This window comes from Rhizobacter sp. P2_D12 (genome assembly GCF_056404395.1).
The window spans coordinates 1-24110 of sequence record NZ_JBFUEB010000093.1 but is presented as its reverse complement, the minus strand read 5'-3'; the positions used below and the strand labels follow the sequence as shown (position 1 = coordinate 24110).

General features: G+C 69.9%; 20 protein-coding genes and 1 pseudogene. 8 read left to right on the top strand and 13 right to left on the bottom strand.

The features are described from left to right. The 4 genes from AC1DYN_RS24920 to AC1DYN_RS24905 form a co-directional block, all read right to left on the bottom strand. A partial coding sequence (locus AC1DYN_RS24920) for an FUSC family protein (protein WP_477964086.1) occupies positions 1-840 on the bottom strand: 840 nt, incomplete at its 3' end. After that, entirely contained in the window at positions 837-1310 is a 474-nt protein-coding gene (locus tag AC1DYN_RS24915; RefSeq protein ID WP_477964084.1) for a MarR family winged helix-turn-helix transcriptional regulator, read from the bottom strand. The genes AC1DYN_RS24915 and AC1DYN_RS24920, both read right to left, overlap by 4 nt. A gap of 28 nt (positions 1311-1338) precedes the next feature. Next, the gene (gluQRS, locus tag AC1DYN_RS24910) at positions 1339-2229 is read right to left on the bottom strand and encodes a tRNA glutamyl-Q(34) synthetase GluQRS (RefSeq protein ID WP_477964082.1); all 891 of its coding nucleotides are present in this window, start codon (positions 2227-2229) and stop codon (positions 1339-1341) included. Positions 2230-2236: 7 nt separating this feature from the next. Then, positions 2237-3244 (bottom strand): LysR family transcriptional regulator, encoded by a 1008-nt coding sequence (locus AC1DYN_RS24905; protein WP_477964080.1) that lies wholly within the window; start codon positions 3242-3244, stop codon positions 2237-2239. Positions 3245-3368: 124 nt separating this feature from the next. Between AC1DYN_RS24905 and AC1DYN_RS24900 the strand changes: the two genes are divergently transcribed. The 3 genes from AC1DYN_RS24900 to AC1DYN_RS24890 all read left to right on the top strand — a co-directional run bounded on the left by AC1DYN_RS24900 (position 3369) and on the right by AC1DYN_RS24890 (position 5773). Next, entirely contained in the window at positions 3369-4067 is a 699-nt protein-coding gene (locus AC1DYN_RS24900) for a pirin family protein (protein ID WP_477964078.1), read from the top strand. 35 nt (positions 4068-4102) lie between these two features. Further along, the gene (locus AC1DYN_RS24895; RefSeq protein WP_477964076.1) at positions 4103-4510 is read left to right on the top strand and encodes a DoxX family protein; all 408 of its coding nucleotides are present in this window, start codon (positions 4103-4105) and stop codon (positions 4508-4510) included. A 543-nt stretch (positions 4511-5053) separates the two neighbouring features. Continuing rightward, the gene (locus AC1DYN_RS24890; RefSeq protein WP_477964074.1) at positions 5054-5773 is read left to right on the top strand and encodes a DUF599 domain-containing protein; all 720 of its coding nucleotides are present in this window, start codon (positions 5054-5056) and stop codon (positions 5771-5773) included. Between the two features lie 864 nt (positions 5774-6637). On the opposite strand, the gene AC1DYN_RS24885 is transcribed toward AC1DYN_RS24890, so the two are convergent. Genes AC1DYN_RS24885 through AC1DYN_RS24875 form a run of 3 tightly spaced genes read right to left on the bottom strand, consistent with a single transcriptional unit; the run spans position 6638 to position 11726 of the window. Further along, a complete protein-coding gene (locus AC1DYN_RS24885; RefSeq protein ID WP_477964072.1) occupies positions 6638-7711 on the bottom strand; it encodes a porin in 1074 nt (357 codons plus the stop codon). Positions 7712-7761: 50 nt separating this feature from the next. After that, positions 7762-9078, bottom strand: coding sequence for an alpha/beta hydrolase family protein (locus AC1DYN_RS24880; protein ID WP_477964070.1), 1317 nt, complete (start codon positions 9076-9078; stop codon positions 7762-7764). 8 nt (positions 9079-9086) lie between these two features. Next, positions 9087-11726: a tannase/feruloyl esterase family alpha/beta hydrolase gene (locus tag AC1DYN_RS24875; protein ID WP_477964068.1), complete on the bottom strand. Its 2640-nt coding sequence runs from the start codon at positions 11724-11726 to the stop codon at positions 9087-9089. A gap of 132 nt (positions 11727-11858) precedes the next feature. Here AC1DYN_RS24875 and AC1DYN_RS24870 point away from each other — a divergent pair, with 132 nt between their 5' ends. Further along, entirely contained in the window at positions 11859-12776 is a 918-nt protein-coding gene (locus tag AC1DYN_RS24870) for a LysR family transcriptional regulator (protein WP_477964066.1), read from the top strand. Then, the gene (locus AC1DYN_RS24865) at positions 12773-13741 is read left to right on the top strand and encodes a Bug family tripartite tricarboxylate transporter substrate binding protein (RefSeq protein WP_477964064.1); all 969 of its coding nucleotides are present in this window, start codon (positions 12773-12775) and stop codon (positions 13739-13741) included. Before AC1DYN_RS24870 ends, AC1DYN_RS24865 begins: the two co-directional genes overlap by 4 nt. Before the next feature lie 26 nt (positions 13742-13767). On the opposite strand, the gene egtB is transcribed toward AC1DYN_RS24865, so the two are convergent. Both egtB and AC1DYN_RS24855 read right to left on the bottom strand, forming a co-directional pair. After that, entirely contained in the window at positions 13768-15072 is a 1305-nt protein-coding gene (gene egtB, locus AC1DYN_RS24860; RefSeq protein WP_477964062.1) for an ergothioneine biosynthesis protein EgtB, read from the bottom strand. Positions 15073-15120: 48 nt separating this feature from the next. Further along, a complete protein-coding gene (locus AC1DYN_RS24855) occupies positions 15121-15861 on the bottom strand; it encodes a sulfurtransferase (RefSeq protein WP_477964088.1) in 741 nt (246 codons plus the stop codon). A gap of 52 nt (positions 15862-15913) precedes the next feature. On the opposite strand from AC1DYN_RS24855, the gene dnaE reads away from it, so the two are divergent. The 3 genes from dnaE to AC1DYN_RS24840 all read left to right on the top strand — a co-directional run bounded on the left by dnaE (position 15914) and on the right by AC1DYN_RS24840 (position 21202). Continuing rightward, on the top strand, positions 15914-19417 hold the full coding sequence (gene dnaE, locus AC1DYN_RS24850; RefSeq protein ID WP_477964060.1) for a DNA polymerase III subunit alpha: 3504 nt from the start codon (positions 15914-15916) through the stop codon (positions 19415-19417). Positions 19418-19535: 118 nt separating this feature from the next. Continuing rightward, a complete protein-coding gene (locus tag AC1DYN_RS24845) occupies positions 19536-19952 on the top strand; it encodes a hypothetical protein (protein ID WP_477964058.1) in 417 nt (138 codons plus the stop codon). Between the two features lie 53 nt (positions 19953-20005). Continuing rightward, positions 20006-21202, top strand: coding sequence for a patatin-like phospholipase family protein (locus tag AC1DYN_RS24840; RefSeq protein WP_477964056.1), 1197 nt, complete (start codon positions 20006-20008; stop codon positions 21200-21202). 34 nt (positions 21203-21236) lie between these two features. Here the strand turns inward: AC1DYN_RS24840 and AC1DYN_RS24835 are convergent, their stop codons facing one another. The 4 genes and pseudogenes from AC1DYN_RS24835 to AC1DYN_RS24820 all read right to left on the bottom strand — a co-directional run. Continuing rightward, a complete protein-coding gene (locus AC1DYN_RS24835; RefSeq protein ID WP_477964054.1) occupies positions 21237-21539 on the bottom strand; it encodes a ComEA family DNA-binding protein in 303 nt (100 codons plus the stop codon). A 106-nt stretch (positions 21540-21645) separates the two neighbouring features. After that, the gene (gene rfaD / locus AC1DYN_RS24830; protein WP_477964052.1) at positions 21646-22638 is read right to left on the bottom strand and encodes an ADP-glyceromanno-heptose 6-epimerase; all 993 of its coding nucleotides are present in this window, start codon (positions 22636-22638) and stop codon (positions 21646-21648) included. Next, positions 22635-23597 carry a D-glycero-beta-D-manno-heptose-7-phosphate kinase gene (gene rfaE1 / locus AC1DYN_RS24825; protein ID WP_477964050.1) on the bottom strand — a complete coding sequence of 321 codons (963 nt, stop codon included), beginning with the start codon at positions 23595-23597 and terminating at the stop codon, positions 22635-22637. The genes rfaD and rfaE1 overlap by 4 nt, the downstream gene beginning before the upstream one ends. Next, positions 23597-24110: pseudogene (locus tag AC1DYN_RS24820) on the bottom strand (lipopolysaccharide assembly protein LapB); the annotation flags it as partial. The gene rfaE1 and the pseudogene AC1DYN_RS24820, both read right to left, overlap by 1 nt.

The window sequence follows — 24110 nt, the reverse complement described above, 5'->3', positions numbered from 1 at the left end:
GTCCAGCATCGACAGGTCGGGGGCGCCGCCTGAGCGCAGCGCCTCGGCCGTGGCGCGCAGGGCCTGGGCCGCCCCAGCGGACGGTGACGCCGCCAGCAGGCGCGACGCGACCACGCTGTCCTGGTGGATGCGCGACACCAGCCCCGCCTGCTGCAAATGGGCCTTCGAAGCGGCCGGCCGGCGGCGCGCCCGGGCCAGCCAGTGGGCCTCGCGATCGGCCTGGACGGCCGCCACGCCCAGCTCGCGCAGCTGCTGGCGCACGCGGGCATCGCGCTGTGCATCCGCACCGCCTTCCATGGCCTGCGCAAACGCATCCAGCAAGCTGGCGCACGACGCATCGAAGCGCGCACCGGCCCGCGCGGCCCGCAGCAGCAGCGACACCGCCAGCCCCACCAGCACGCCGATGCCGACCTCGGCACCGCGCAGCCACGCCACCTGCAGCGCCGAATGACCGGGCACGCTGCTGCTCGACAGCACGATCAGCGCCGCCACCGGGGCGCTGGCGATCAGCGGCAGCGTGGCACTGGCGAAGGCCAGCAGCGCGACGATCAGCAGCGTGGCCAGCGTCAGGTCGACGCCGTGATGGCGCAGCCACACGCCGCCCACGCCGCACAGCGTGCCGAGCACGGTGCCGCCCAGGCGCGCCCAGCCGGCGCCGACGCTCGCGCCCGCGTTCGGCCGCACGACGATCAAGGCCGACATCACGGCCCACAGGCTTTCGGGCAGGCGCAATGCGCTCGATGCGGCGTAGGCCGCCAGCACCGCCACGGCGAGCTGCACGCCGTGCCACAGGCGGCCGTCGTCGCGCGCCAGCGCGGCGCGGGCAGCGAGCGACTTCATCGCGTCGCCTCGCCGGCCGGCTGCGGCGTGTCGGCCAGCGAAGCGGCCAGCATGTCCATCAGCGCACAGGCACGCAGCAGCGTCGTGCGGTCGGCCACGCCCAGCGTGTTGCCGATCGCGCCGGCCAGCGAGGCCTCGCGCCGGTGCACGTCGGCCGTCAGCTGGCGGATGCCCGCCTTGGTGAGCGACAGCACGCTCTGGCGCCGGTCCTGCGGATGGGCCTCGCGCGCCAGCCAGCCATCGGCTTCCAGTTCGGCCAGCAGCCGCGTCAGCGTCTGCAGCTTCACGCGTTCGTGGCCCGCCAGTTCGCTGGGCGACATCGGCCCGAGGCGGTACAGCACGCTCAGCACGCTGAGCTTGGCGACGCTGATGCCTTCGGGCGGCAGCGCATGGCGCAGCTGGCGCGTCAGCGCCGACAGCGCGGTGCGCAGGCGGACGGCGCAGTGCAGGGGATCGGTGTCGGCGGGCATGCGCAGATCATAAGATCGATCTTATCTTTCAGGCAAGCACCCGCTGCCGCCATGGCGTGATGCATTCGGCCAGCAGCGCGTCGACGTCGCGTGCCTGCGGATCCAGGCCCAGCACCCGGGCCGCGTCGCGCAGTGCGCGCACCGGGTCGTCCAGGTCGAGCGGCGCGGCGCCGTTCTGCTTCGACAGCTTCTCGCCGTTGGCACCCAGCACCAGCGGCGTGTGCAGCCAGGCCGGCGTCGGCGTGCCGAGCAGGCGCTGCAGGTGCACCTGGCGCGGCGTGTTGTCGGCCAGGTCTTCGCCTCGCACCACGTGCGTGATGCCTTGCAGCGCGTCGTCGACGACCACCGCGAGCTGGTAGGCCCACAGCCCGTCGGCGCGGTGCAGCACGAAATCGCCGACCGCCTGCGTCAGGTTCTGGCGCTGCGCGCCGAGGCGGCGGTCGTGCCAGTCGATCACGATGTCGGCCTCGCGGGCGTCGCAGCTGCGCACGCGGGTGGCGCGCGGCGGCTTGCCGTGCAGCCCGTGCCGGCAGGTGCCGGGGTAGACCAGCTCGCCGTGCCGCGGCTTGCCCTGGCCCGCGGCCTCGAGCGCCAGCGCGATGTCGCGCCGCGTGCAGCCGCAGGGGTACACCTGCCCGGCGGCGGCCAGCGCATCGAGCGCGGCCTGGTAGTGGCTGCCGCGTTGCGATTGCCACACCGGCGGCGCGTCCGGCCGCAACGCGCACTGCGCCAGCTGCGACAGGATCAGCGCATCGGCGCCCGGCACGCAGCGCGGCGTGTCGACGTCCTCGATGCGCACGAGCCAGGTGCCGCCGTGCGCGCGGGCGTCGAGCCAGCTCGCCAGCGCCGCCACCAGCGAACCCGCATGCAGCGGCCCGGTGGGCGAGGGCGCGAAACGGCCGCGGTACGCCGTCGTCATCGCCGGATCAGGCCCCGCCCAGCGGCAGCAACCCGCCGTGCCGCTCGATCAGCGCGCTGCGCGTGGCCGGGCTTTCCAGCTGCGCCAGCCACCAGCGCAGCGCCAGCCCCATCTGCGGCTTGCGCGACGGGCTGCCGGCCGGAATGCTGCGCCACGCATAGCCCAGGCGCCCGGCCGTCGAAGGCCGCTGCACCGGCTTGACGACCAGCCGGCCGGCGGCGATGTGCTCGCGCACCAGCGGCTCGGGCAGGAAGCCGCAGCCCAGGCAGCGCAGCTGGGCCTCGATCTTGTTCTGCATCGTCGCGACGGTCAGCACGTCCTGGCCGGGCAGCAGGTTGACGGTCATCGGCGTCATGCGCTGCGCCGAATCGGCGACGGCGATCGCCCGGTAGTGGATCAGGTCGGCATCGCTCAGCACGCCCTCGAACGCGGCCAGCGGGTGGTGCGGCGCGACCGCGAACACGAAGGTGATGTTGCCCAGCGGCTGCATCTGGATGCCCGGTGGCATCGTGCGGTCCACGCCGACGCCGATGGCCAGGTCGGCCTGGCCGCTGACAAGCGCCTCCCAGGTGCCGGCCAGCACCTCCGTGCGCAGGCGCAGCCGGGTGCCGGGGCCGCCGCTGGTCGCGCCGGGGCTTTCGGGGCTGAGCGCGTAGAAGGCCTCGCACAGCTCGAACAGCGTGGCGCGCGACATGATGCCGTCGACGGCGATCGTCAGCTGCGTCTCCCAGCCGGTGGCAACGCGCTTGACGCGGTTGGCCACGGCGTCCATCTCCTCCAGCAGGCGCCGGCCCTCGTGCAGCAGTTCTTCGCCGGCCGCGGTGAGCTTGGCCTGGCGCGAGCGGCGGTCGAACAGCAGCACGTCGAGCGCGTCCTCGAGCTGGCGCACGTTGTAGGTCAGCGCCGACGGCACCTTGCCCAGCTCGCGCGCCGCGGCGGCGAAGCTGCCGGTGCGGGCGATGACATCCATCATCGCGAGCGCTTCGGGGGTCAACACATTGCGGGCACTGGTCATGGCGCGGTGGCGGAGTTTCGTTCATCTTATTTGAACGAACGCTTCAATGCGCAGCCGCCGATGGGTCGCCGGTCGGCGCCTAAAGTCTCTTCACACAAGAGATGGACCAAGGAAAGGACCCGACATGCTCACCCTTCGCAAATCGACTGAACGTGGCTACGCCGACCATGGCTGGCTGAAGTCGTTCCACAGCTTCTCGTTTGCCGACTACTACGACCCGAAGCACATGGGGTTCGGCAACCTGCGCGTGATCAACGAAGACCGCATCGCCCCGGGCACCGGTTTCGGGACGCACGGCCACCGCGACATGGAGATCGTGTCGTACGTGCTGTCGGGTGCGCTGGGCCACAAGGACAGCATCGGCAATGGCGCGCAGATCGTGCCGGGCGACGTGCAGCGCATGAGCGCGGGCCGCGGCATCCAGCACAGCGAGTTCAACCATGCGCCCACCGACACGACGCACTTCCTGCAGATCTGGATCGAGCCCAACGTGCGCGGCATCGAGCCGGGCTACGAGCAGAAGCATTTCGAGGCGGTGCAGAAGCGCGGCACACTGCGCCTGGTGGCAAGCCCTGACGGGCGCGAGGATTCGGTGAAGCTGAACGCCAATGCGGCGCTGTATGCGGGCCTGTTCGACGGCGAGGAGCGTGCCGAGCTGGCGCTGCCGGCGAACCGCAAGGCCTATGTGCACGTGGTGCGCGGCAGCGTGCAGGTGAATGGCCAGTGCCTGTCGGCGGGCGACGCGGCGATGCTGGACAACGAACCGGCGGTGCAGATCGGCGCCGGGCGTGATGCGGAAGTGCTGGTGTTCGATCTGCAATGACCCTCCCTCCACGAAAACCACGAAGGACGACAACCATGTTTGAAAGACTGCAAGACCCACTCGCGCTGGCGGCGCGCATCCTGCTGGCCCTGATGTTCGTGCTGGCCGGCTTCGGCAAGCTGACCGGCTTCGAGGGCACGGTGGGCTACATCGCGTCGAAGGGCCTGCCGCTGCCGCAGGTGGGTGCGGCGATTGCGCTGGTGGTCGAGATCGTCGGCGGCATCGCGCTGATCGTCGGCTGGAACGCCCGATGGGCGGCGGCCGTGCTGGCGGTCTTCACGCTGGCCGCGACGCTGATCTTCCACAACTTCTGGGCCGTGCCGGCCGACCAGGCGATGGTGCAGAACCTGATGTTCATGAAGAACATCTCGGTGATCGGCGGGCTGCTGGCGATCGCGGCCTTCGGGGCCGGGGCGCTGAGCCTGGACGCGAAGCGGCGCTGAAATGGGCGACCGCCTTCGGCGGTCGCGTAGCCCGGATGGCAATCCGGGGATTGTGCGGTCGCCGGCGCGGGCAAAGTCGCGGGCGGGCAGGCTGTGTCGCGCCGGATGGAGCGGTCCTCGCCCTGGCGGGCGATGACTGCCCTGCGCTGCCTGCTTTCAAGGCCCGTCGCCGAAACTCCCGCCGCTCGCTGCGCTCGCTGTGGTCAAACAGTCGGCGACAAGTCAGACCACGAAGCGTGCTGCGCACRCGGGCCTTGAAACCAGCCAGCTCCGGCGCTCCATCCTGATTGGCGCGCCCCAGMCTSCCCGCCCGCGCCTTTGCCGAACCRGCGKCTTKGTGCGSAGAYCCCGGATTGGCATCCGGGCTACGAATACTGGGTAGCCCGGATGGCAATCCGGGACAGAGCAAGCGCAGCGAAGCGCCCCATCAAGCAACGCGCCGGGGAACTGGCTTTGCCAGGCCCCTGGCGTGGCGCCCCTTGGGGGCAGGAGCGAAGCGACTGGGGGGCCAACCGCCTTCGACTGGGGGGCTAACATCACTTTATGGACATCATCCTCAAAGTCATGGCCGTGCTGCCCTGGTCCGATTGGGCGGCGCTGGTGGCCTTCTTCTGCGGCTGGGCCGGCTACATCTGGTTCGCGCACCGGCGGGCACTGTCGCAGCCTTCGATCCTCGCATCGACCAACCGGGTGCGGCGCGAATGGATGCTGCAGACCACCTACCGCGAAGTGCGCGTGGTCGACGGCGTCGTGATCCAGAACCTGTCGACCAGCCCGTCGTTCTTCGCGTCGACCACCATCCTGATCATCGGCGGCCTGCTCGCCGTGCTGGGGACCACCGACAAGGCCAGCGAGTTCGTGCGCGAACTGCCCTTCGCGGCCCGCACCTCGGTGCTGGTGTTCGACCTGAAGGTCGTGCTGCTGCTGGGCATCTTCGTGTACGCGTTCTTCCGCTTCACCTGGTCGATGCGGCAGTACACCTTCGGCGCGCTCCTCATCGCCGCGGCACCGGAGGCGGTGCAGCTCCTGGAGCAGGGGCCGGAAGGAGAAGCGCGGCGCCAAGCCTTCGCGAAGAAGGCCGGCGGCGTCGTCAGCATGGCCGCCGAGACCTTCAACGACGGGCTGCGCGCCTACTACCTGTCATTTGCCGCGGTGGGCTGGTTCTTCTCGCCGCTGATTTTCATGGTGGCGACCGCCGGCGTCGTCTACATCCTCTACCAGCGCGAGTTCCGATCCGATGTGCTGGAGATCCTCAACTCGTGACCACCCGACGATGGGGAGGTAGTGGGCACCTCGCATCAAGAGCTGGACCAGAGGTTCGTCAGCCTGCCCGTAGACGAGCCGAGTCCGATCGCCGCAGTGGGGTGTGACCACTTCCAGCCGCAGCCTGAACACGTTTGCCGCGATGGCGGCGAACAGGTCGCCTGCGTGGTTGTTCCAACTGCCGTCGGTGCGAACCTGTGCGACAAGGACGCGCTGCTCGGTGGTCAGGCGGCTCTGCACGGTGTCGCTTGCAGGCAGCGTGGCCAGGTATGGCGTCTCATCCAGCAGCGCCCGGGTCCTGGCGTCGTCGCCGATGGCGCGATTCAGCTCGACGAACTGTGCGGCCAATCGATCGGCCATCTCGCGTCGCACGGCATGCGGGGTGTGATCACCCTGCACGTGGGCAAGCAGGCTGTCGCCGGCAGCGCTGATCAGCGAATGGAAGAAGCAGTCTCCGTCTGCAGGGACTTCGCGCGTGATGGGTTGGGCACGAGACGTCCCAGGCATCTCATGCTCGCCCGCAATGCCGGCCAACTGCTGCCGACAACGCAATTCCTGTTCATCAGACGGCAGTTCGAGCACGCCGGCCAAGCCTTCGTCATCGAAGAGGTTCAGCAGCAACGACTCCCAATCCGCGGTACCGATCGGTGGAAGCGGCAGGCTGTTCCGCGCTGATCGGCGCGACGCGAGAACACCTGCACCGCGCTGCTCATGCCCCGATTCTTCCTCTGCCGCGCAGTGAACCTCATGACCACGCGACACGCCGTTCACGCCCATGCCATCACCCCATCCACCCGAACCGACCGGGTGCGGCGTTAAGTGACAACCGGAGCGGCCTGGTTCCCGCTCCAGTCCTGCCCGGCATCAGAAGCTGTGCCGCATCCCCCCCTCGAACCCCGTCGACGCCTTGCCGGCCGCCACGGCCGGCCCGCCCGAGATCTCGAAGTTCGCCTTGGCCTGGTTGTGGATGCGCGCGACCGTGCTGTACAGCGCGGTGCGTTTCGACAGGTTGTAGACGTACCCGAGCCCGACGTGCGTCGCGTCGTTGGCATCGATGTTGGCCGTGCCCACCTTGCCCGCCACGTTGGCCCGCAGCACGCTGGCCTTGACCTCGTGCGCGCCGAACGCCATTGCGCCGGACAGCATCCACACCGTCTGCTTCGCATCGAGGTACTTGAACTCGCGCCGTGCCAGCGACACCTTGCCCTCGCCCAGGTCGTAGCGCACGCCGAGCACGCTGTCCTTGAATTTCTCGCCCTTGCTCAGGTCGTTCTCCACCGTCTGGTAGCCGCCCGACACGCTGACCGGTCCGACGGTGTAGGCCAGCCGCCCCGCGATGATCTTGTGGAAGCCGTCGCTCGCCTTGCCGCCTTCGCCGGCCGCCACCATCAGCGCGCCGTCGACGCCGCCCAGCGTGGACGGCAGGATGTACTGCACCTGGTTGCTCGAACGCAGCGTCGGCGGCGAGCCCAGCCCGGTGGCCGGCCCGGTCGGTGACGCACCGAGCAGGATCGACGACGCGGCCACGCCCACGTAGGCGAACGGATCGTGGCGCACCCACACGGTGTAGGTCGGCACGAAATCGCGCCCGGCCCGCACCTCGCCCAGCGACTTGCTGACCAGGCTGACGGTCGACCGCCGGTCCCAGAACAGCGTCGAATTGGCTTGCGTGCCCGAGTCCATCGCCACGCCGGTCTCCAGGTGGAAGCCCGCGCTCCAGCCGTCGCCCAGGTCCTCCGACCCGCGAAAGCCGAGCCGGCTGGTGTTGCCGGCACCGCTCACCAGGGACTTGCGCGAGCCCTGGTCTTCGTTGCTGACCACGCGGGCCGCCACGTCGGCAATGCCGAACACGCTGACGCTCGCTTGCGCCCAGGCCGTCGTGGCCGTGGCACAGCAGGCCAGCGTCGCCGCGGCCGTCCGGGAAAAGTACTGCTTCATGGGGTTGTCTCTCGTCGTTGTTGGAATGGGGGAACTCGGGAAAAAAGATGTCAGCGGCCGATCGCCGGCACGCGGGCCGACAGTGGCGGGCTGCGGTACTCCGGCCGCAGGTGGCAGCCCTTGCCGAAGCTTTCTTCGTTGGCCGCGCACAGCCGCGCGACGCTGTCGGGCGAGGGCTTCTCGCCGCGGTCGATCCACTGCAGCAGCGCCGTCATCAGCGCCGGGTACTCGGCATCGCTCAGGTAGCTGTGGTCGGCCTCGTCGCTGAAGGTCTGCACCAGCCATTGCGAGGCCCCGGCCGCCTCGACGATCTCGCGGTAGGCGCTCTCCAGCTCGACGAAGGCGGTCGGGTCGTGGATGGCATGCAGCGTCAGCACCGGCAGGCGCAGCCGGCCCGACGGGCGGCTGTCGGCGGCGAGCGCCGCGATGGCCTGCGGGTCGGCGCTGTAGCGCAGCACCTGGGCGTTCAGCGCCGCATCGTCGCCGGAGCCGCTGTACACCACCTTCGCGTTGCCGAAGGGGTTGCGGTTGCCCAGGCGCTTCTGCGTCAGGTCCTGGAACAGCCAGGTGCCCCATTGCAGGTGCGCCAGCAGCGTGCGCTCGGGGATGCGCACGACCGACAGGATGGTGCGCAGCCGTGCCGCCTGCTCGGCCGAGCGCTGCGCCGCCGGCAGGCCGACGCCGGTGCATTCCTTGACGCGCGCGGCCAGCTCGGGCCGCGTCAGCTTCGAATCCAGCGGCAGGCCCTGCCACAGCGGGTACTGCGGTTCGTCGGGCTTCGGGTGGTTGCGGCACACGTACTGGTAGACCACGCGCAGGTCGAGCCGGAAGTCGTACGCATTGCTGCCGCCGCCCAGCACGCCGCTGGTCAGCAGCACGCCGTCGTAGGCCGCGCGCTCGCCGGGCACCGGGCCATACAGCTCGGCCGCCTTGGCCGCCACGCCGCCGCCATAGCTCTGGCCGTGCAGGATGGTGCGCCGCGGCGTGCCGAAGCGCTGCACGAACAGCTGGCGCACGCGCTCGGTGTCCTCGGCCGCCATCGTCACGCCGTAGCCGCCGCGCCGGTAGGTGGAGCCGGCCCAGGCATAGCCGGCCTTCACCATGACGGCCCAGCGCTGCAGGTCTTCGGCGCCGCGGGCGAGCGACGGCGTGCCGGTGTCCGGCCCGCCGTGCGAATGCACCACCAGCACCTTGTTCCACTGCGCCGGGATCGCCATCCAGTACAGCGCGCCTTCCGCGTCCTTGCCGTTGTAGCAGCGGGCCTCGGCGGGCACGCCCTCAGGGCAGGTCGCCGGTTCGGGTTCGGCCCGCGCCGATGTCCCGACCATCGCGGCCAGCGCGGCGAGCATCGCCACGAACGTGTTCATCCTCATCTTCAATTGCGCACCCCCAGTTGAAAGACCGCGCCGCCGCCGGTCGACACGAAGCCCAGCAGCCCGCCGCTGAACACGAAGTTGCCGGCCACCGCACCGCTGCTCTGCACCACGCCGAACACCGGCGTGTCGTAGGCCAGCGTGCCGCTCGCCCCGCCCAGGCTCAGGCTGCTGCCCGACACCACCGCCTCGCCCGCGCTGCCGTCGCTGCCGGCGCTGCCGAAGTGCCCGTCGGCGGCGCCCGAGGCGAGCGGCGCCTGCGGCGCATACAGGCGCAGGCCGTAGCTGCTGGCCGAGTCGCGGATCAGGTAGATCGGCACCGTGGTGGCACCGACCTGGCCGAAGATGACCGAGCCCGACAGCGTGCCGCCGGTGGTGGTGGCCCCGCCCGTCGGCGAGGTCGTGAACAGGTCGAAGGCGTTGCGCGCGGCGTTGTAGCTCAGGTAGCCCTTGGCGGTCGACGTGCACGCCGCGTCATAGGTCATGAAGCGGCCGGTCGCCGGGTCCTGGCAGTGCTGGAAGGTGCCGGCGTTGCGCACCCGCGACGACGCCGCATAGGCGGTGGCCGTGCCGCCCGCGCCGTACTGCACGCCGGCCACGTCGAAGATGTTGGCGACCGGGTTGAACACCGTCGGCGTGGCACTGTTCTGGAAGGTGTTCTGGAACGCGACCCAGGACACGAAGCCGCTGCCGCTCGGTGCCGCCACGCCGCCCTGCACCACGCCGCCGGCACCGAAGGTGAAGGTGGCGCCGTTCTCGCCGCTCGCGAACACGCAGTTGCCGCGCGGCAGCAGCGTGCCGCTGCGCTGCGTGCCGGCCGCGCGCTGCACGCTGGCGTCGATGGTCACGGTGTAGGCGAAGGTCGCCGGGTCCAGCGTCATGCGCAGCTCTTCACCGAACAGGTCGCCGCCTTTGTAGGTGGTTGCCGCGGCCGGCAGGTTGGGGCAGGCCAGCGGGTCGCCGGTCTCCTGCACGCAGCTGTAGTTGACGGCCGCATCCAGGCTGCCGCTGCCCTTGTACTTGGGCCATGCCGGGAACCGGCACAGCGGGCGCGTGCGGCCGTAGCTGCCGGCCACGGTGTCGGCCACCACGCCGGTGCCGGGGGCCAGGCCCTCCTCGACCCAGCCCTCCAGCGCGGCCAGCGAGTCCCAGCTCGGGATGAACACGCCGGTGCCGTGGCCCATGCCCGGCACGGTGTAGAAGCGGATGCCCTGGTCGACCGCGGCCTGGCCGACGGTGGCCACGATGCGCTGGTAGTAGTCGATCGTCGAGTTGTTGCTGATCACCTCGTCGGCCAGGCCGTGCAGCATGATCAGGCGCCCGCCGCGCGACAGGAAGGGCGAGAGGTCGGGGTCGGTCGCGTCGGTGATGGCCGAGACGGCGGCCAGGCGCGTCGCCCACACGCCCGGGTCGACCGGATCCAGCGTCAGCGTGTCGAAGGCGGCGTCGCGCGTGACGAAGTACTTCGCCCACTGGTCGCCGGTGACATACACGTTGGCGTCGGCGCTGGAGGCCGGGTTGCCGGGCACCGGGCGCGTGCCGAGGTCGCGCGAGGTGTAGGGGCCGGCCACCAGCGCGCCTTCCAGCAGGTTGTAGCCGCCGGCGCGCGTGGTGCCGTGGGCGAGCGAGCCGCTCGTGAACGTGAGCGGCGATTCGATCGCGCGCACGCTGGCGAGTTGGGCGTCCGACAGGCAGGTGTCGCCGCCGTCGGCGCCGCCGGGGCAGCGCAGCGCGGCCAGGATCTGCGCATTCAGCTGGCGGCAGCTCTCGACGTTGCTGATGATCGCGTCGGCGGCGCCGTCGAGCTTGTCGCAGGCGGCCAGCACGGTCTTCTGCACCAGCAGCGTCTTGGCCAGGTTGACCCAGCCGGCGCCGCCGTTCGCATACAGCGCGCGCCCGACGGCCACGTTCGACAGCCGCGTGCCGCTGTAGTTGAGCGCCGGCTCGTTGGCGATCACGCCGTCGTAGTCGGCCGGCCAGCGCTGGATGTGCAGCAGCGCATCGCGCCCGCCGGTCGAGGTGCCGAGGAAGTAGGCATGCTGGGGCGCGCTGCCGTAGCGCGCCTTGACCAGCAGCATCGCGACGTCGTGCGTCTTCTTCAGCGACTGGCCGCCGTAGTTGGCCAGCGATTCGTCGTTGGCGGCGAAGCTGCCGTCGGTGATGCTGCTGCTCTGGTGGCCGCCGTCGTCGCCGAAGGTGGCGTAGCCCAGGGCCAGCGGCGCCGGCTTGCCGGGCGGGCCGAAGCGCAGCGACTCGGTGCCGTCGATCAGCGTGCCGTTGAAGCCGCCGCCGCCGAAGTGGATGGCCTTGTGGTTCCACTGCTCCGGCAGGTTGACGGCGAAGGTGATCACCGGCGCCTGCGGGTCGACAGGCGCGATCGTGCCGCGCACGCGGCAGTGGTCGCCGAGCGTGTTGCCGGCATCGGCGGCCGCGACCGGCGTGGCGCTGGTGACGGTCGCGCCCTGCGTCGGCAGGCCGATCTGCGCGGCGGGGATCTGCAGGCCGGCGAGCGCGGCGCAGCCCACGGTCAGCGGCGCCTCCGGGGTGGTGGCACTGTCGCTGCCGCCACCGCCACAGGCGGCGAGCAGCGTGCACAGGATGATGGGAAAAGTGCGTACGGAAATGCGGCGGCCAAGGGCCATGATTTGTCTCCGGGTCTGAGGCCTCGCGGGCCTTCTGGTGGACGGGTGGGGCGAAGATAGGGGAGGGAGTGATTGCGGGTCAAATAAAATAAGAAGGCACTTCCGATATGAAAAACATATGGAGATGACGGCATGGAGATGAGACAGCTGCGCTATTTCGCCGCCGTGGCGCACACCGGCCACATGACGCGCGCGGCCGAGGCGCTGGGCATCCAGCAGCCGCCACTGAGCCAGCAGATCCACGCACTTGAGCGCGAGCTGGGCGTGTCGCTGTTCCGCCGCCATCCGCGCGGCATGGCGCTGACCGACGCGGGGCGGCAGTTCCAGGTCGAGGCGGTGCGCATGCTGCAGGACATGGAGGCGATGCAGCTGCGCATGGCGCGCGTCGCGCAGGGGCAGGAGGGGGCCTTGTCGGTCGGCTTCACCAGCTCGGCGGCGGCGCACCGCTTCATGCCGCAGGCGCTGCGGGCGTTCCGCCGCGCGCACCCGAAGGTCGAGCTGCAGCTGCACGAAGACAGCGCGGCGGCGCTGACCGAAGCGCTTGCCCAGGGCCGGCTGCACTGCGCCTTGCTGCGCGTGCCGGTCGCGCGGCCCGACAGCCTGCACTTCGAGACGCTGCTGCGCGAGCCGGTGATGGTGGCGATGCCGAGCGACCATGCCTTCGCGGCGGCGGGCAAGCGCACGAAGCCGCTGACGCTGGCGCAGCTGTGCACCGAAGGCCTGATCCTGGTGCGGCGCCCGGGTGCGCCGGGCCTGTATGCGGAGCTGCTGGCGCTGTGCCACTCGAAGGGCCTGCGCCCGCGCATCGTGGCCGAGGTCGAACGCATGATGACCAACCTGAACCTGGTCGCCGCGGGCGCCGGCATGTCGGTGGTGCCGGCCTCGATGACCGGCGTGCATGCGCATGCGATCGTCTATCGCGCGCTGGCCGGCAGCGCGCCGCTGGATGCGCCGCTGACGCTGGCGTCGCGCGTCGACGAGGACAACCTGCCGGCCCGGCATTTCGTCGCGCTGCTGCGCGAGCTGGCCGCCGGCAAGGCCGACCGATGACTGCATCGCGCCGAAGCTTCCTGGGCGCCGCGCTGGCGCTGTCGGCGTTCGCCAGGGCGGCCACGCCCTGGCCGGTGCGGCCGCTGCATCTGATCGTCGTCTATCCGCCGGGCGGCGTCAGCGACACGATGGCGCGCACGCTGGCCGATCCGCTGGCGCAGGCGCTGGGCGTGCCGGTGGTGGTCGAGAACCGCGGCGGGGCCGGCGGCGCGCTGGGCATGGAGGTGTTGGCGCGGGCCGCGCCCGATGGCTACACGATCGCGTTCTCGGCCATCTCGCCGCTGACGCTGCAGCCGCTGCTGGCGGGCGGGCCGCGCGACCTGCTGAACGCCGTCACGCCGGTCGCGAGCGTGATGAACACGCCGGTGCTGGTGGTGGGCACGCCGGCCTTCGAGGGCCACAGCTTTGCCGACCTGATCGCGCAGGCGCGTGCGCACCCGGGGGCGGTGCGCTGGGCCACCTCCGGCGTCGCGACCAGCGGCCACATGGTGCTGGCGCAGACGCGCCTGCAGAGCGGCGTCGACATCACGCACGTGCCCTACCAGGGCGGCGGGCCGCAGATCAACGATGCGCTCGGCGGGCAGTTCGAGGTGCTGTCGACCAACCTCGCGTCGGCGCAGCTGCAGTACATCGCGAGCGGCCGGCTGAAGGCGCTGGCCGTCGGCGCGCCGGCGCGGCTCGACGCCTTGCCGCAGGTGCCGACGCTGGCCGAGCTGGGCTATCCGCAGGCCAACATCGGCTCGCTGTTCGGTCTCTTTGCGCCGGCGGGCACGCCGCCCGAGGTGGTGCAGCGGCTCAATGCCGAGGTCGGGCGGCTGCTGGTGGATGGCGCGGTGGCGGCGCGGCTGCGGGAGTCGCACAACCTGCCTGGGGGCGGGACGTCGCAGGCGTTCGCGCAGCAGATCGCCGGCGAGCGGCGGCGCAATCAGATCCTCATGAAGCGCTCAGGCGGCGTACTGGAGTAGCCCGGATGCCAATCCGGGGTTGTCCATCAAATATCACGGGCCAGGCGCAGCCCACTGAACTGCCACTGCACCTCGGGCGGAAAGAAGTTGCGGTAGCTCGCCCGCACATGCCCGGCGGGCGTGGCGCAAGAGCCGCCGCGCAGCACCATCTGCTGGCTCATGAACTTCCCGTTGTATTCCCCCACCGCCCCCGGCAAGGTCTTGTAGCCCGGGTACGGCAGGTAGCTCGACTGCGTCCACTCCCACACGTCCCCGAACAGCTGCGACGGCCCTTCAGGCGACGCATCGGTGGCCGGCATCGGATGGAAGGCCCCGCTGTCCGCGAAATTGGCGCGTGCCTGCGGCTTGGCGGCGCGTGCTGCGAATTCCCACTCCGCCTCGGTCGGCAGCCGCGCCCCGGCCCAGCGCGCATACGCGTCGGCCTCGAAATAGCTCAGGTGACAGGCCGGCGTGTGCGGGTCGACGGCCATCTCGCCATGCAGCGTGTGCGTGAACCACGCGTCCCCATCGCGCCGCCAGTACAGCGGCGCCTCGTGCCGGCCGTTGCGCACCCAGTCCCAGCCGAGCGACAGCCACAGCTGCGGCCGCCGGTAGCCGCCATCGTCGATGAAGGCCAGCCAGTCGCCGTGGCTCACCGGCCGCGAGGCCAGCTCGAACGGCGCGATGAAGCCGCGGTGCCGCGGCGTCTCGTTGTCGAAGCAGAACGCGCCGTCGAGCCCGGCGTCGTGGCCCAGCTCGACCAACCCGCCTTCGTGCGCGAACCACCGCATCGCCTGCGCCTGCACCGTGCTCATCGGCCAACGCTTGCCGTACCCCGGGTGGCCGGGGCTGAACGAGGTTGCATGCTTGATGTCGGTCAGCAGCAGCTCCTGGTGCTGCTGCTCATGGTGCAGCCCCAGCGTGACCAGCGATGCGAGCTCGGCATCGTCGCCCCGTTGCGCGATCAAGGCCTGCATGCGCGCATCGACGTCGGCCCGGAAGCGCAGCACGTCCGCCAGGGCGGGCCGCGTCACCAGCCCCCGTTTCGCGCGCGGGTACTGGTCGCCGATGCCGTTGTAGTAGCTGTTGTACAGCACCCGGAACCGCGCATCGAAGGGCTTGAACTCGGGCTCGAAGCGTTCGAGCAGGAAGGTCTCGAAGAACCAGGTGACGTGCGCCAGGTGCCACTTGGTCGGGCTGGCGTCGGGCATCGACTGCACCTGGCAGTCTTCCGGCGACAGCGGGGCCGCGAGGGCGAGGCTGGTCTCGCGGACCTGGGCATACCGTTTGCCCAAGGGACTGTTCGGCTGGAACGCTGCATTGCCCGCGCGGGGCTGGACCAGTGGCTGCATCGGTGGGTCTCCTGTGCGGCGCAGTGGGTCGCGCCCATCGGCAAGACCTTACACCGATCTCGCAGGCCGCAGCGCCGCGTCCACCGATTCCCTTTCGTCGAACACGAAACAGGTGCCGTCGAAGTGCCTGCCGCCGGCCTCCTCGAAGTATTTCAGGATGCCGCCTTCGAGCTGCAGCACGTTCTGCACGCCGGCTTCGGCCATGAAGAGCGCGGCCTTCTCGCAGCGGATGCCGCCGGTGCAGTAGCTCACCACCGTCTTGCCGCGCAGCTCGGCCGCATGCTCGCGCAGCGCCTGCGGGAATTCGGTGAATTTCGCGATGCGCCAGTCGATCGCACCGTGGAAGCGGCCGTGGTCGACCTCGAACGCATTGCGCGTGTCGAGCATCACCACCTCGCGGCCGGCGTCGTCGCGCCCGGCGTCGAGCCAGCGCGACAGCGTCTTCGCATCCACCGCCGGCGCGCGGCCGGCCTCGGGGCGGAACTGCGGGTGGTTCATGCGGATGATCTCGCGCTTCACCTTCACCAGCAGCTTGCCGAACGGCACCGCATCGGACCCGCTCTCTTTCGGGGCCAGCGCCGCGAAGCGCGCATCGCGCTGCAACCATCCGACGAAATCGCGCAGCGCATCGGGCGCGCCGGCCAGGAACAGGTTGATGCCTTCCTCGGCCAGCAGCACCGTGCCCTTCAGCGACCGGGCCGAGGCTTGTGAGCGGATGCTCTCGCGCAGCGCCTGCGTGTCCGTCAGGGTGGTGAACAGGTAGGCGGAGATGTTCAGGACCGGTTTCAGATTCGTGTTCACCGCGGCATTCTACGGAGCCGACCCTCCCTAAAATGCGCCGATGGCCTTCATCCACCTGCGCAACCACACCGAGTTCTCCGTCGTCGACGGCACCCTGCGGATCGACGACCTGGTGGACGCCGCCGCGCAGGATCAGCAACCGGCGCTCGCGATCACCGACCTGTCCAACCTGTTCGGCACGGTCAAGTTCTACAGCGCAGCGCGCAAGAAGGGCATCAAGCCCATCATCGGTGCCGACATCTGGCTCGAGCCCGACACGACCGTCGGCGAGAAGAACCCGAGCCGATTGCTGTTGCTGGTGCAAAGCCCGCGCGGCTACCACAACCTGTGCGAGCTGCTGTCGCGCGGCTGGGTGCTGAATGCGCAGCGCGCGCAGGCCTGGCACAAGCTCGAATGGCTGCAGGAACTGGGAGACGGGCTGATCGCGCTGTCGGGCGCCGAGATGGGCTCGGTCGGCCAGGCGCTGATGGCGCAGGACACGGCACGCGCCACCGCCGCCGCGCAGAAGCTGGCCGCCATCTTCGACCGGCGCTTCTACCTCGAGGTGCAGCGCGCCGGCCTGCCGACCAACGAGGCCCACGTGCGCGCCGCGGTGCCGCTGGCGGCCGCGCTGCGCCTGCCGGTGGTGGCGACCCACCCGGTGCAGTTCCAGACGCCGGAAGACTTCGAGGCCCACGAGGCGCGCACCTGCATCGCCGAGGGCGAGACGCTGACCAACCCGCGCCGCGTCAAGCGCTTCAGCCGCGAGCAGTACTTCAAGTCGCAGGCGCAGATGCAGGCGCTGTTCGCCGACCTGCCGAGCGCGCTCGCCAACAGCGTCGAGATCGCCAGGCGCTGCAGCCTGACGCTGGTGCTGGGCAAGCCGCAGCTGCCCGACTTCCCGACGCCCGAGGTCAACGGCGAGCGCATGGCCCCGGAGGCCTACTTCCGCCACACCTCGCACGAGGGATTGAAGGAGCGCATGCTGCACCTCTATCCCGACGAGGCGCAGCGCGCGCGCGAGATGCCGCGCTATGTCGAACGGCTCGACTTCGAGATCGACACGATCCTGAAGATGGGCTTCCCCGGCTACTTCCTGATCGTGGCCGACTTCATCATCTGGGCCAAGACACACGGCTGCCCGGTCGGCCCGGGCCGGGGCTCGGGCGCCGGCTCGCTGGTGGCCTATGCGCTGAAGATCACCGACCTGGACCCGCTGCGCTACAACCTGCTGTTCGAGCGCTTCCTGAACCCGGAGCGGGTGTCGATGCCCGACTTCGACATCGACTTCTGCCAGGGCAACCGCGACCGCGTCATCGACTACGTGAAGGACAAGTACGGCCGCGAGGCCGTCAGCCAGATAGCGACCTTCGGCACCATGGCCGCCARGGCCGCACTGCGCGACGTGGGACGCGTGCTCGGCATGGGCTATGGCCACGTCGACGGCATCGCCAAGCTGGTGCCGGCGCCGCCGGGCAAGACGGTGACGCTCAAGCGCCCCGGCGACAAGCCCGACAGCGGCATCATCTACGCGCGCACCGAGGCCCCCGAGATCGAGGAGCGCGAGAAGAACGAGGAAGAGGTGGCCGAGCTGCTGGCGCTGGCCGAGCGCGTCGAGGGCATGGTGCGCAACATCGGCATGCACGCCGGCGGCGTGCTGATCGCGCCGGGCAAGATCACCGACTTCTGCCCGCTGTACATGCAACCCGGCAGCAACAGCGCGGTGAGCCAGTTCGACAAGGACGACGTCGAGGCGATCGGCCTGGTCAAGTTCGACTTCCTGGGCCTGGCCACGCTGACCATCCTCGAGATGGCCAAGGATTTCATCAAGGCACGCCACCCGTCGCAGAAGGACTTCGCGTTCGAGAAGATCCCGCTGAACGACCGCGGCTCGTACCAGCTGATGAGCGAGGGCAAGACGGTCGCGGTGTTCCAGCTGGAATCCTCGGGCATGCAGCGCATGCTGAAGGACGCGAAGCCGAGCGTCTTCGAGGACATCATCGCGCTGGTGGCGCTGTACCGCCCGGGCCCGATGGACCTGATCCCGAGCTTCTGCGCGCGCAAGCACGGCAAGGAGCAGGTGGAGTACCCGCACCCGCTGATGAAGGAGGTGCTCGAAGAGACCTACGGCATCATGGTCTACCAGGAGCAGGTGATGCAGGTCGCCCAGCGCCTGGGCGGCTACTCGCTCGGCGGCGCCGACCTGCTGCGCCGCGCGATGGGCAAGAAGAAGCTCGAGGAGATGGTCAAGCACCGCGCGACCTTCGCCGAGGGGGCCGCGAAGAACGGCATCGCCGAGCCGCTGGCCAACGAGATCTTCGACCTGATGGAGAAGTTCGCGGGCTACGGCTTCAACAAGTCGCACGCCGCCGCGTATGCGCTGCTGGCCTACCACACGGCCTGGCTGAAGGTGCACTACCTGGCCGAGTTCACCGCGGCCAACATGAGCGTCGCGCTGGACGACACCGACAAGCTCAAGATCTTCCACGACGATGCGGTGGCGCTGGGCATCACCTTCGAGCCGCCGAACGTCAACACCGGCACGCACCGCTTCGAACCCGTCAGCGACAAGGTCGTGCGCTACGGCCTGGGCGCCATCAAGGGCACCGGCCAGAGCGCGATCGAGGCCATCGTGCAGGCGCGCACCGAGGGGGGGCCGTTCAAGAGCCTGTTCGACTTCTGCGCGCGCGTCGACCGCAGCCGCATCAACAAGCGCACGATCGAGGCACTGATCAAGGCCGGTGCCTTCGACCTGCTGCACCCGGAGCGTTCGGTCGCGGTGGCCAGCATCGCGCTGGCCTTCGACTACGCCGACACGCAGGCGGCACATGCGGACCAGGGCGGGCTGTTCGACTTCGGCGATTCGCATGCGGCGTCGACGCAGGAGCCCGAGCTGGTGCAGGTGCCGGCATGGAGCATCAAGGAGCGGCTCGGCTTCGAGAAGATCGCGCTCGGCTTCTACCTGTCCGGCCACCTGTTCGACCAGAGCGGCGACGAGGTGCGGCGCTTTGCGCGCCGCAAGATCGCCGACCTGCTCGACAGCCGCGAGCCGCAGATCCTGGCCGGCATCGTCGGCGACCTGCGCGTGATCAACGGCATGCGCGGGCGCGTGGCCATCTTCAAGCTCGACGACAAGAGCGAGGCCATCGAGGCGGTGGCCAGCGAGGAGATCCTCAACGCCAACAAGGACCTGCTGAAGGACGACGAGCTGATCATCGTCTCGGGCAAGGTGCAGCCCGACCGCTTCTCCGGCGGCATGCGCCTGAACGTGCAGCAGGTCTGGGACCTGGCCACGGCGCGTTGCCGCTTCGGCAAGTACCTGCGCGTCGAGGTCAACGGCAGCGTGCCGCCGGTGGCCGAGGTGCTGCGCGACTTCCCGAGCCGGCGCGTGCAGACCGAGCAGGGCACGACCACGCAGGGGCTGGCGGTGCGGCTGGTCGTCAAGCGCGACAGCGCGGTCGGCGAACTCGACCTGGGCGAGGACGGCCGCTTCTTCCCGAGCGACGCGGCGCTGGCGCGCTGGGTCGAAAGCGCGCATGGCCGGGCAGGGGTCGTCTACGAGTAGTGTTCACGGGGGGTACTTACCACTAGTCACGAGTTGGCACATTCCCTGTCGGCACTGCACGCTCCAGCAACGTTCTAAGAGCATCATCAGCTCTGCGTCAACACGCAGGAGGTCGTATATGAAGCAAGCACTCGCCCTGATCGCACTGGCTGTCGCCAGTGCCTCGTCCTTTGCCACCGACGTGGGTGTGTCGGTCAGCGTCAGCCAGCCCGGCGTCTATGGCCGCATCGACATCGGCAATGCACCGCCGCCGGTGGTCTACAACCCGCAGCCGATCATCATCCAGCAGCCGCCGACGGTCGTCGTCGAGCGCCGCCCGATCTACCTGCGCGTGCCGCCCGGACACCAGAAGAACTGGAAGCGTTATTGCGGCCAGTACGCCGCCTGTGGCCAGCCGGTGTACTTCGTGCGCGAGGACTGGTACCAGGAGCACTGGCGCCGCGAGCACGAGCATGACAATGACCGTCGCGACGACCGCGGCCGCGGCCATGGCCGCGGGCATGACAAGCATGACAAGCATGACAAGCACGATTGATCCGGGCTGAACCGGATCGGTCCGCGGGCCCGGGGTGTCTACACTCGGGCCCCATGCCGCCACCACCGACCACGGGCCTGATCCTCACCGGAGGCGGGGCCCGCGCCGCCTACCAGGTGGGCGTCCTGAAGGCCCTCGCGCAGATCCGCCGCGAGTTCGCTCCCGACGACCGTCGCAACCCGTTTCCCGTCATCACCGGCACCTCGGCCGGTGCGATCAATGCGGTCGCACTGGCCAGCCATTGCGACGACTTCGACAAGGCGGTCGCAGCGCTGGTGTCGGTGTGGGAGAACTTCCGCGCCGAGCAGGTCTACCGCTCGGACTCGATCGGYGTGATCCGCTCCGGTGCGCGCTGGCTGACGATGATGTCGATCGGCTGGGTCATTGCCCGCTGGCGCCGCGCGCGGCCGCGCTCGCTGCTCGACAACTCGCCGCTGGAGGCGCTGCTCAAGCAGATGGTGTCGGTGGGGCGGCTGCGCGAGCTGATGAAGGCCGGCCACCTGCAGGCGCTGGCGGTCACCGCGTCGAGCTACAGCTCGGGCACGCACGTGACCTTCTACGACTCGGTGCAGGACATCGTGCCGTGGACGCGCTCGCAGCGCGTCGCGGTGCGCGATGCGATCACGGTGCCGCACCTGCTGGCCTCGGCCGCGATCCCGTTCGTGTTCCCGGCGGTGCCGTTGAACTTCGACGGCATGGTCGAGTACTTCGGGGATGGCTCGATGCGCCAGTCGGCGCCGATCTCGCCGGCGGTGCACCTGGGCGCAAGCCGCATCCTGGTGGTCGGTGCCGGCCGCATGCACGAGCCGCCGGGGCGGCGCCAGGTCAGCAGCGATTACCCGAACATCGCGCAGATCGCGGGGCATGCACTGTCGAACATCTTCCTGGATGCGCTGGCGGTGGACGTGGAGCGCCTGCAACGCGTCAACAACACGCTGGCGCTGCTGCCGCCCGAGGCGCTGGCGCGCACCAGCCTGCGGCCGATCGACGTGCTGGTGATCGCGCCGAGCGAGCGCCTGGACGACCTGGCCGCCAAGCACCTGGCCAGCCTGCCGGCGCCGGTGCGCGCCTTGCTGCGCGGCGTGGGGGTGTCGGGACGCGGCGCCGACACGCGCGGCGCGGCATTGGCAAGCTACCTGCTGTTCGAGGCGCCGTACACGCGCGAGCTGGTGGCGCTGGGCGTGGCCGACACGCTGAAGCGGCGCGAGGAGGTCGCGAACTTCTTCGGCTGGAAGGCCGCGCAGACGTGACAACGCCCCGCAGGGCGGGGCGTTGCGAACATCCTTACTTCTTCGGCTGCGGCTTGGCGTCCGAGGCCTTGTAGGCCCCGCCGTTGATCGTCAGGCCGGCTTCCGACAGCTTCGCGGCCTGGTGGTCCTTGACGCCCTTGACGCGACCCATCAGGTCGGTCCAATCCTTGAACTCGCCCTTCTTCCGTTCGTTGAGCATGCGGGTGGCCATGGCCGGCCCGATGCCCTTGACCGATTCCAACTCGGCCTGGTTGGCCTTGTTGATGTCGACGCCGGCCGCGATGGCGACGGCGCTGAGCAGTGCGAGCAATGCGGCGATGAAAGTCTTCTTGAACATGGTGATCCTCTCCTGGGGTTGACGGATTGCGGTTTGCAATCCGGCGGCCTAACGAGAGGTCACCCGCGGGCGTTGACGGCCCAAGACCCGTACAGATGTCCCTGTTTCAGCCCGTCTTCGCGAGCCAGTCGACGTAGCGCTTCACGCCGCCGGCGACGTCGGTGAATACATGGTCACAACCTGTCGCTCGCAGTCGCGCAAGGTCAGCTTCGGTGTGGCACTGGTACTTGCCGACCAGCGCCTGCGGAAACTCGATGTACTCGATCAGTCCTTTGGCGACCAGCTCGGACAGCGGCAGCGGCGGCTCGCCCTTCAGTGCGCGCGACGCGTTGACCGTCGCCTCGGCCACGTCGTTGAACGGCTGCGCGCGGCCGGTGCCGAGGTTGTAGATGCCGTTCTGGTTCGGGTGTTGCAGGAACCACAGGTTCACCGCCACCACGTCGTCTACGAAGATGAAGTCGCGGTTCTGCGCGCCCGGCGCGTAGCCGCCGTATTCGCCGAACAGCTTGACCTTGCCGGTCTCGCGGAACTGGTTGAAGTGGTGGAAGGCCACCGAGGCCATGCGGCCCTTGTGCTGCTCGCGCGGACCATACACGTTGAAGTAGCGGAAGCCCACCACCTGGCTGCGGTTGCCGTGCAGCATGCGCCGCACCACGTTGTCGAACAGCAGCTTCGAGTAGCCGTAGACGTTCAGCGGCTGCTCGAAGGCCGGCTCCTCGCGGAAGCCGTCGCTGCCGCCATAGGTGGCCGCCGACGACGCATACAGCAGCCGCGTGCCCTGGGCCTGGCAGGCGTCCAGCAGGTCCTTGCTGCAGCGGTAGTTGGTGTCGAGCATGAAGCGCCCGTTGTGCTCCATCGTGTCGGAGCACGCGCCCTGGTGCAGCACCGCCTCGACCTTGCCGAAGTCGCCGTTGGCGAAGCGCGCGTAGAACTCGCTCTTGTCGAAGTAGTCGCTGAGCCTGGCGCCCAGCAGGTTGCGGTACTTCGGGCCGTCGGTCAGGTCGTCGACGGCGATCACGTCGTCGATGCCCAGCGCGTTCAGCCCGTGGACGATGTTGCTGCCGATCATGCCGGCCGCACCGGTGACGACGACTTTCATGCGCTGGTCCTCACTGGAAAAAGCTCCTCGTGGCTGACCGTGGCCGTGCCGAACTTGCCGACCACGATGCCGCCGGCCCGGTTGGCAATCGGCATGGCCTCGCGCAGGCCCATGCCGCAGGCGAGCATCGCTGCCAGCGTCGCGATCACGGTGTCGCCGGCGCCGGTGACGTCGAACACCTCGCGCGCCTGCGCCGGCACGCGGGTGTGGCCCTCGACGCCATTCACCTCGTCGAACAGCGACATGCCTTCTTCCGAACGGGTCAGCATCAGCGCATCCAGGCGGTGCTCCTTGCGCAGCGCCTGCGCCCGCTCCTGCAGCTGGGCCTCGCTGCCCCAGGTGCCGATCACCTGCGCCAGCTCGGCGCGGTTGGGCGTGATCACCGTGGCGCCGGCATAGCGGCTGTAGTCGCTGCCCTTCGGGTCGACCAGCACCGGCTTGCCGGCCGCGCGGGCCAGCTCGATCATGCGCGGGATGTGCGTCAGCCCGCCCTTGCCGTAGTCGGAGAACAGCACCGCGTCGTGCAGCGCCAGCTCGCGCTCGTAATCACCCAGCATGCCGGCCAGCACCTCGTGGTCAGGCTGGTTCTCGAAGTCGACGCGGATCAGCTGCTGCGACCGGCCGATCACGCGCAGCTTGACGATGGTGTAGAGCTGCGGGTCGCGGCCGAGCACGGTGCTCACGCCCTGCTGCTCCAGCAGGCGCTGCAGCTTCGCGGCCGGCTCGTCGTTGCCCACCACCGTCAGCAGCGTGGCCTGCGCGCCCAGCGTCTTGACGTTCAGCGCCACGTTGGCGGCGCCGCCCAGGCGCTCTTCCTCGCGGTTCACGCGCACCACCGGCACCGGCGCCTCGGGCGAGATGCGGTCGACGGCGCCGAACCAGTAGCGGTCGAGCATGGCGTCGCCGACGATGAGCACCCGCGCACGGGCCAGTCGATCGAGCGGCAGGGCGGCGGTCATCACAGATCCTCCAGGCGTTGCGGCGGGTAGGTGTCCCAGCTCAGGCAGCCCGGGCACTGCCAGAAATAGTGCTGCGCCTCGAAGCCGCAGGCGGCGCAGCGGTAGCGCTGCAGCGGCTTCGCGGCGCGGTTGATGGCGTCGCGCAGGCCTTGCGTCTCGTCGGCGCTCAGCGCGTCGCCGGCGCTCAGGCGCAGCAGTTCCTGTGCCGCCGACAGGCTGGGCTGGTGCTGCAGGTGCGCGAGCAGCCGCTCGCGCTGCGCGTCGGCCGCCGGGTCGAGCAGCGTGATCGCGGCCAGCAGGTCCATCGTGGGCGCGCGGCGGTACAGCGTGCGCAGCCGCTCCAGCGCGCCGGGCACGTCGCCGGCGGCGATCGCGTTGCTGGCGTAGTCGCGCGCGACCAGGTTGAAGGCCAGCGGGTGCGTGGTCAACAGTTCGCCCCAGGTCTGCAGCACCTGCGCATGCTCGCCGCGCGCCAGCGCGCGCTGGCCGGCCAGCACCAGCGGGCGGGCGGCC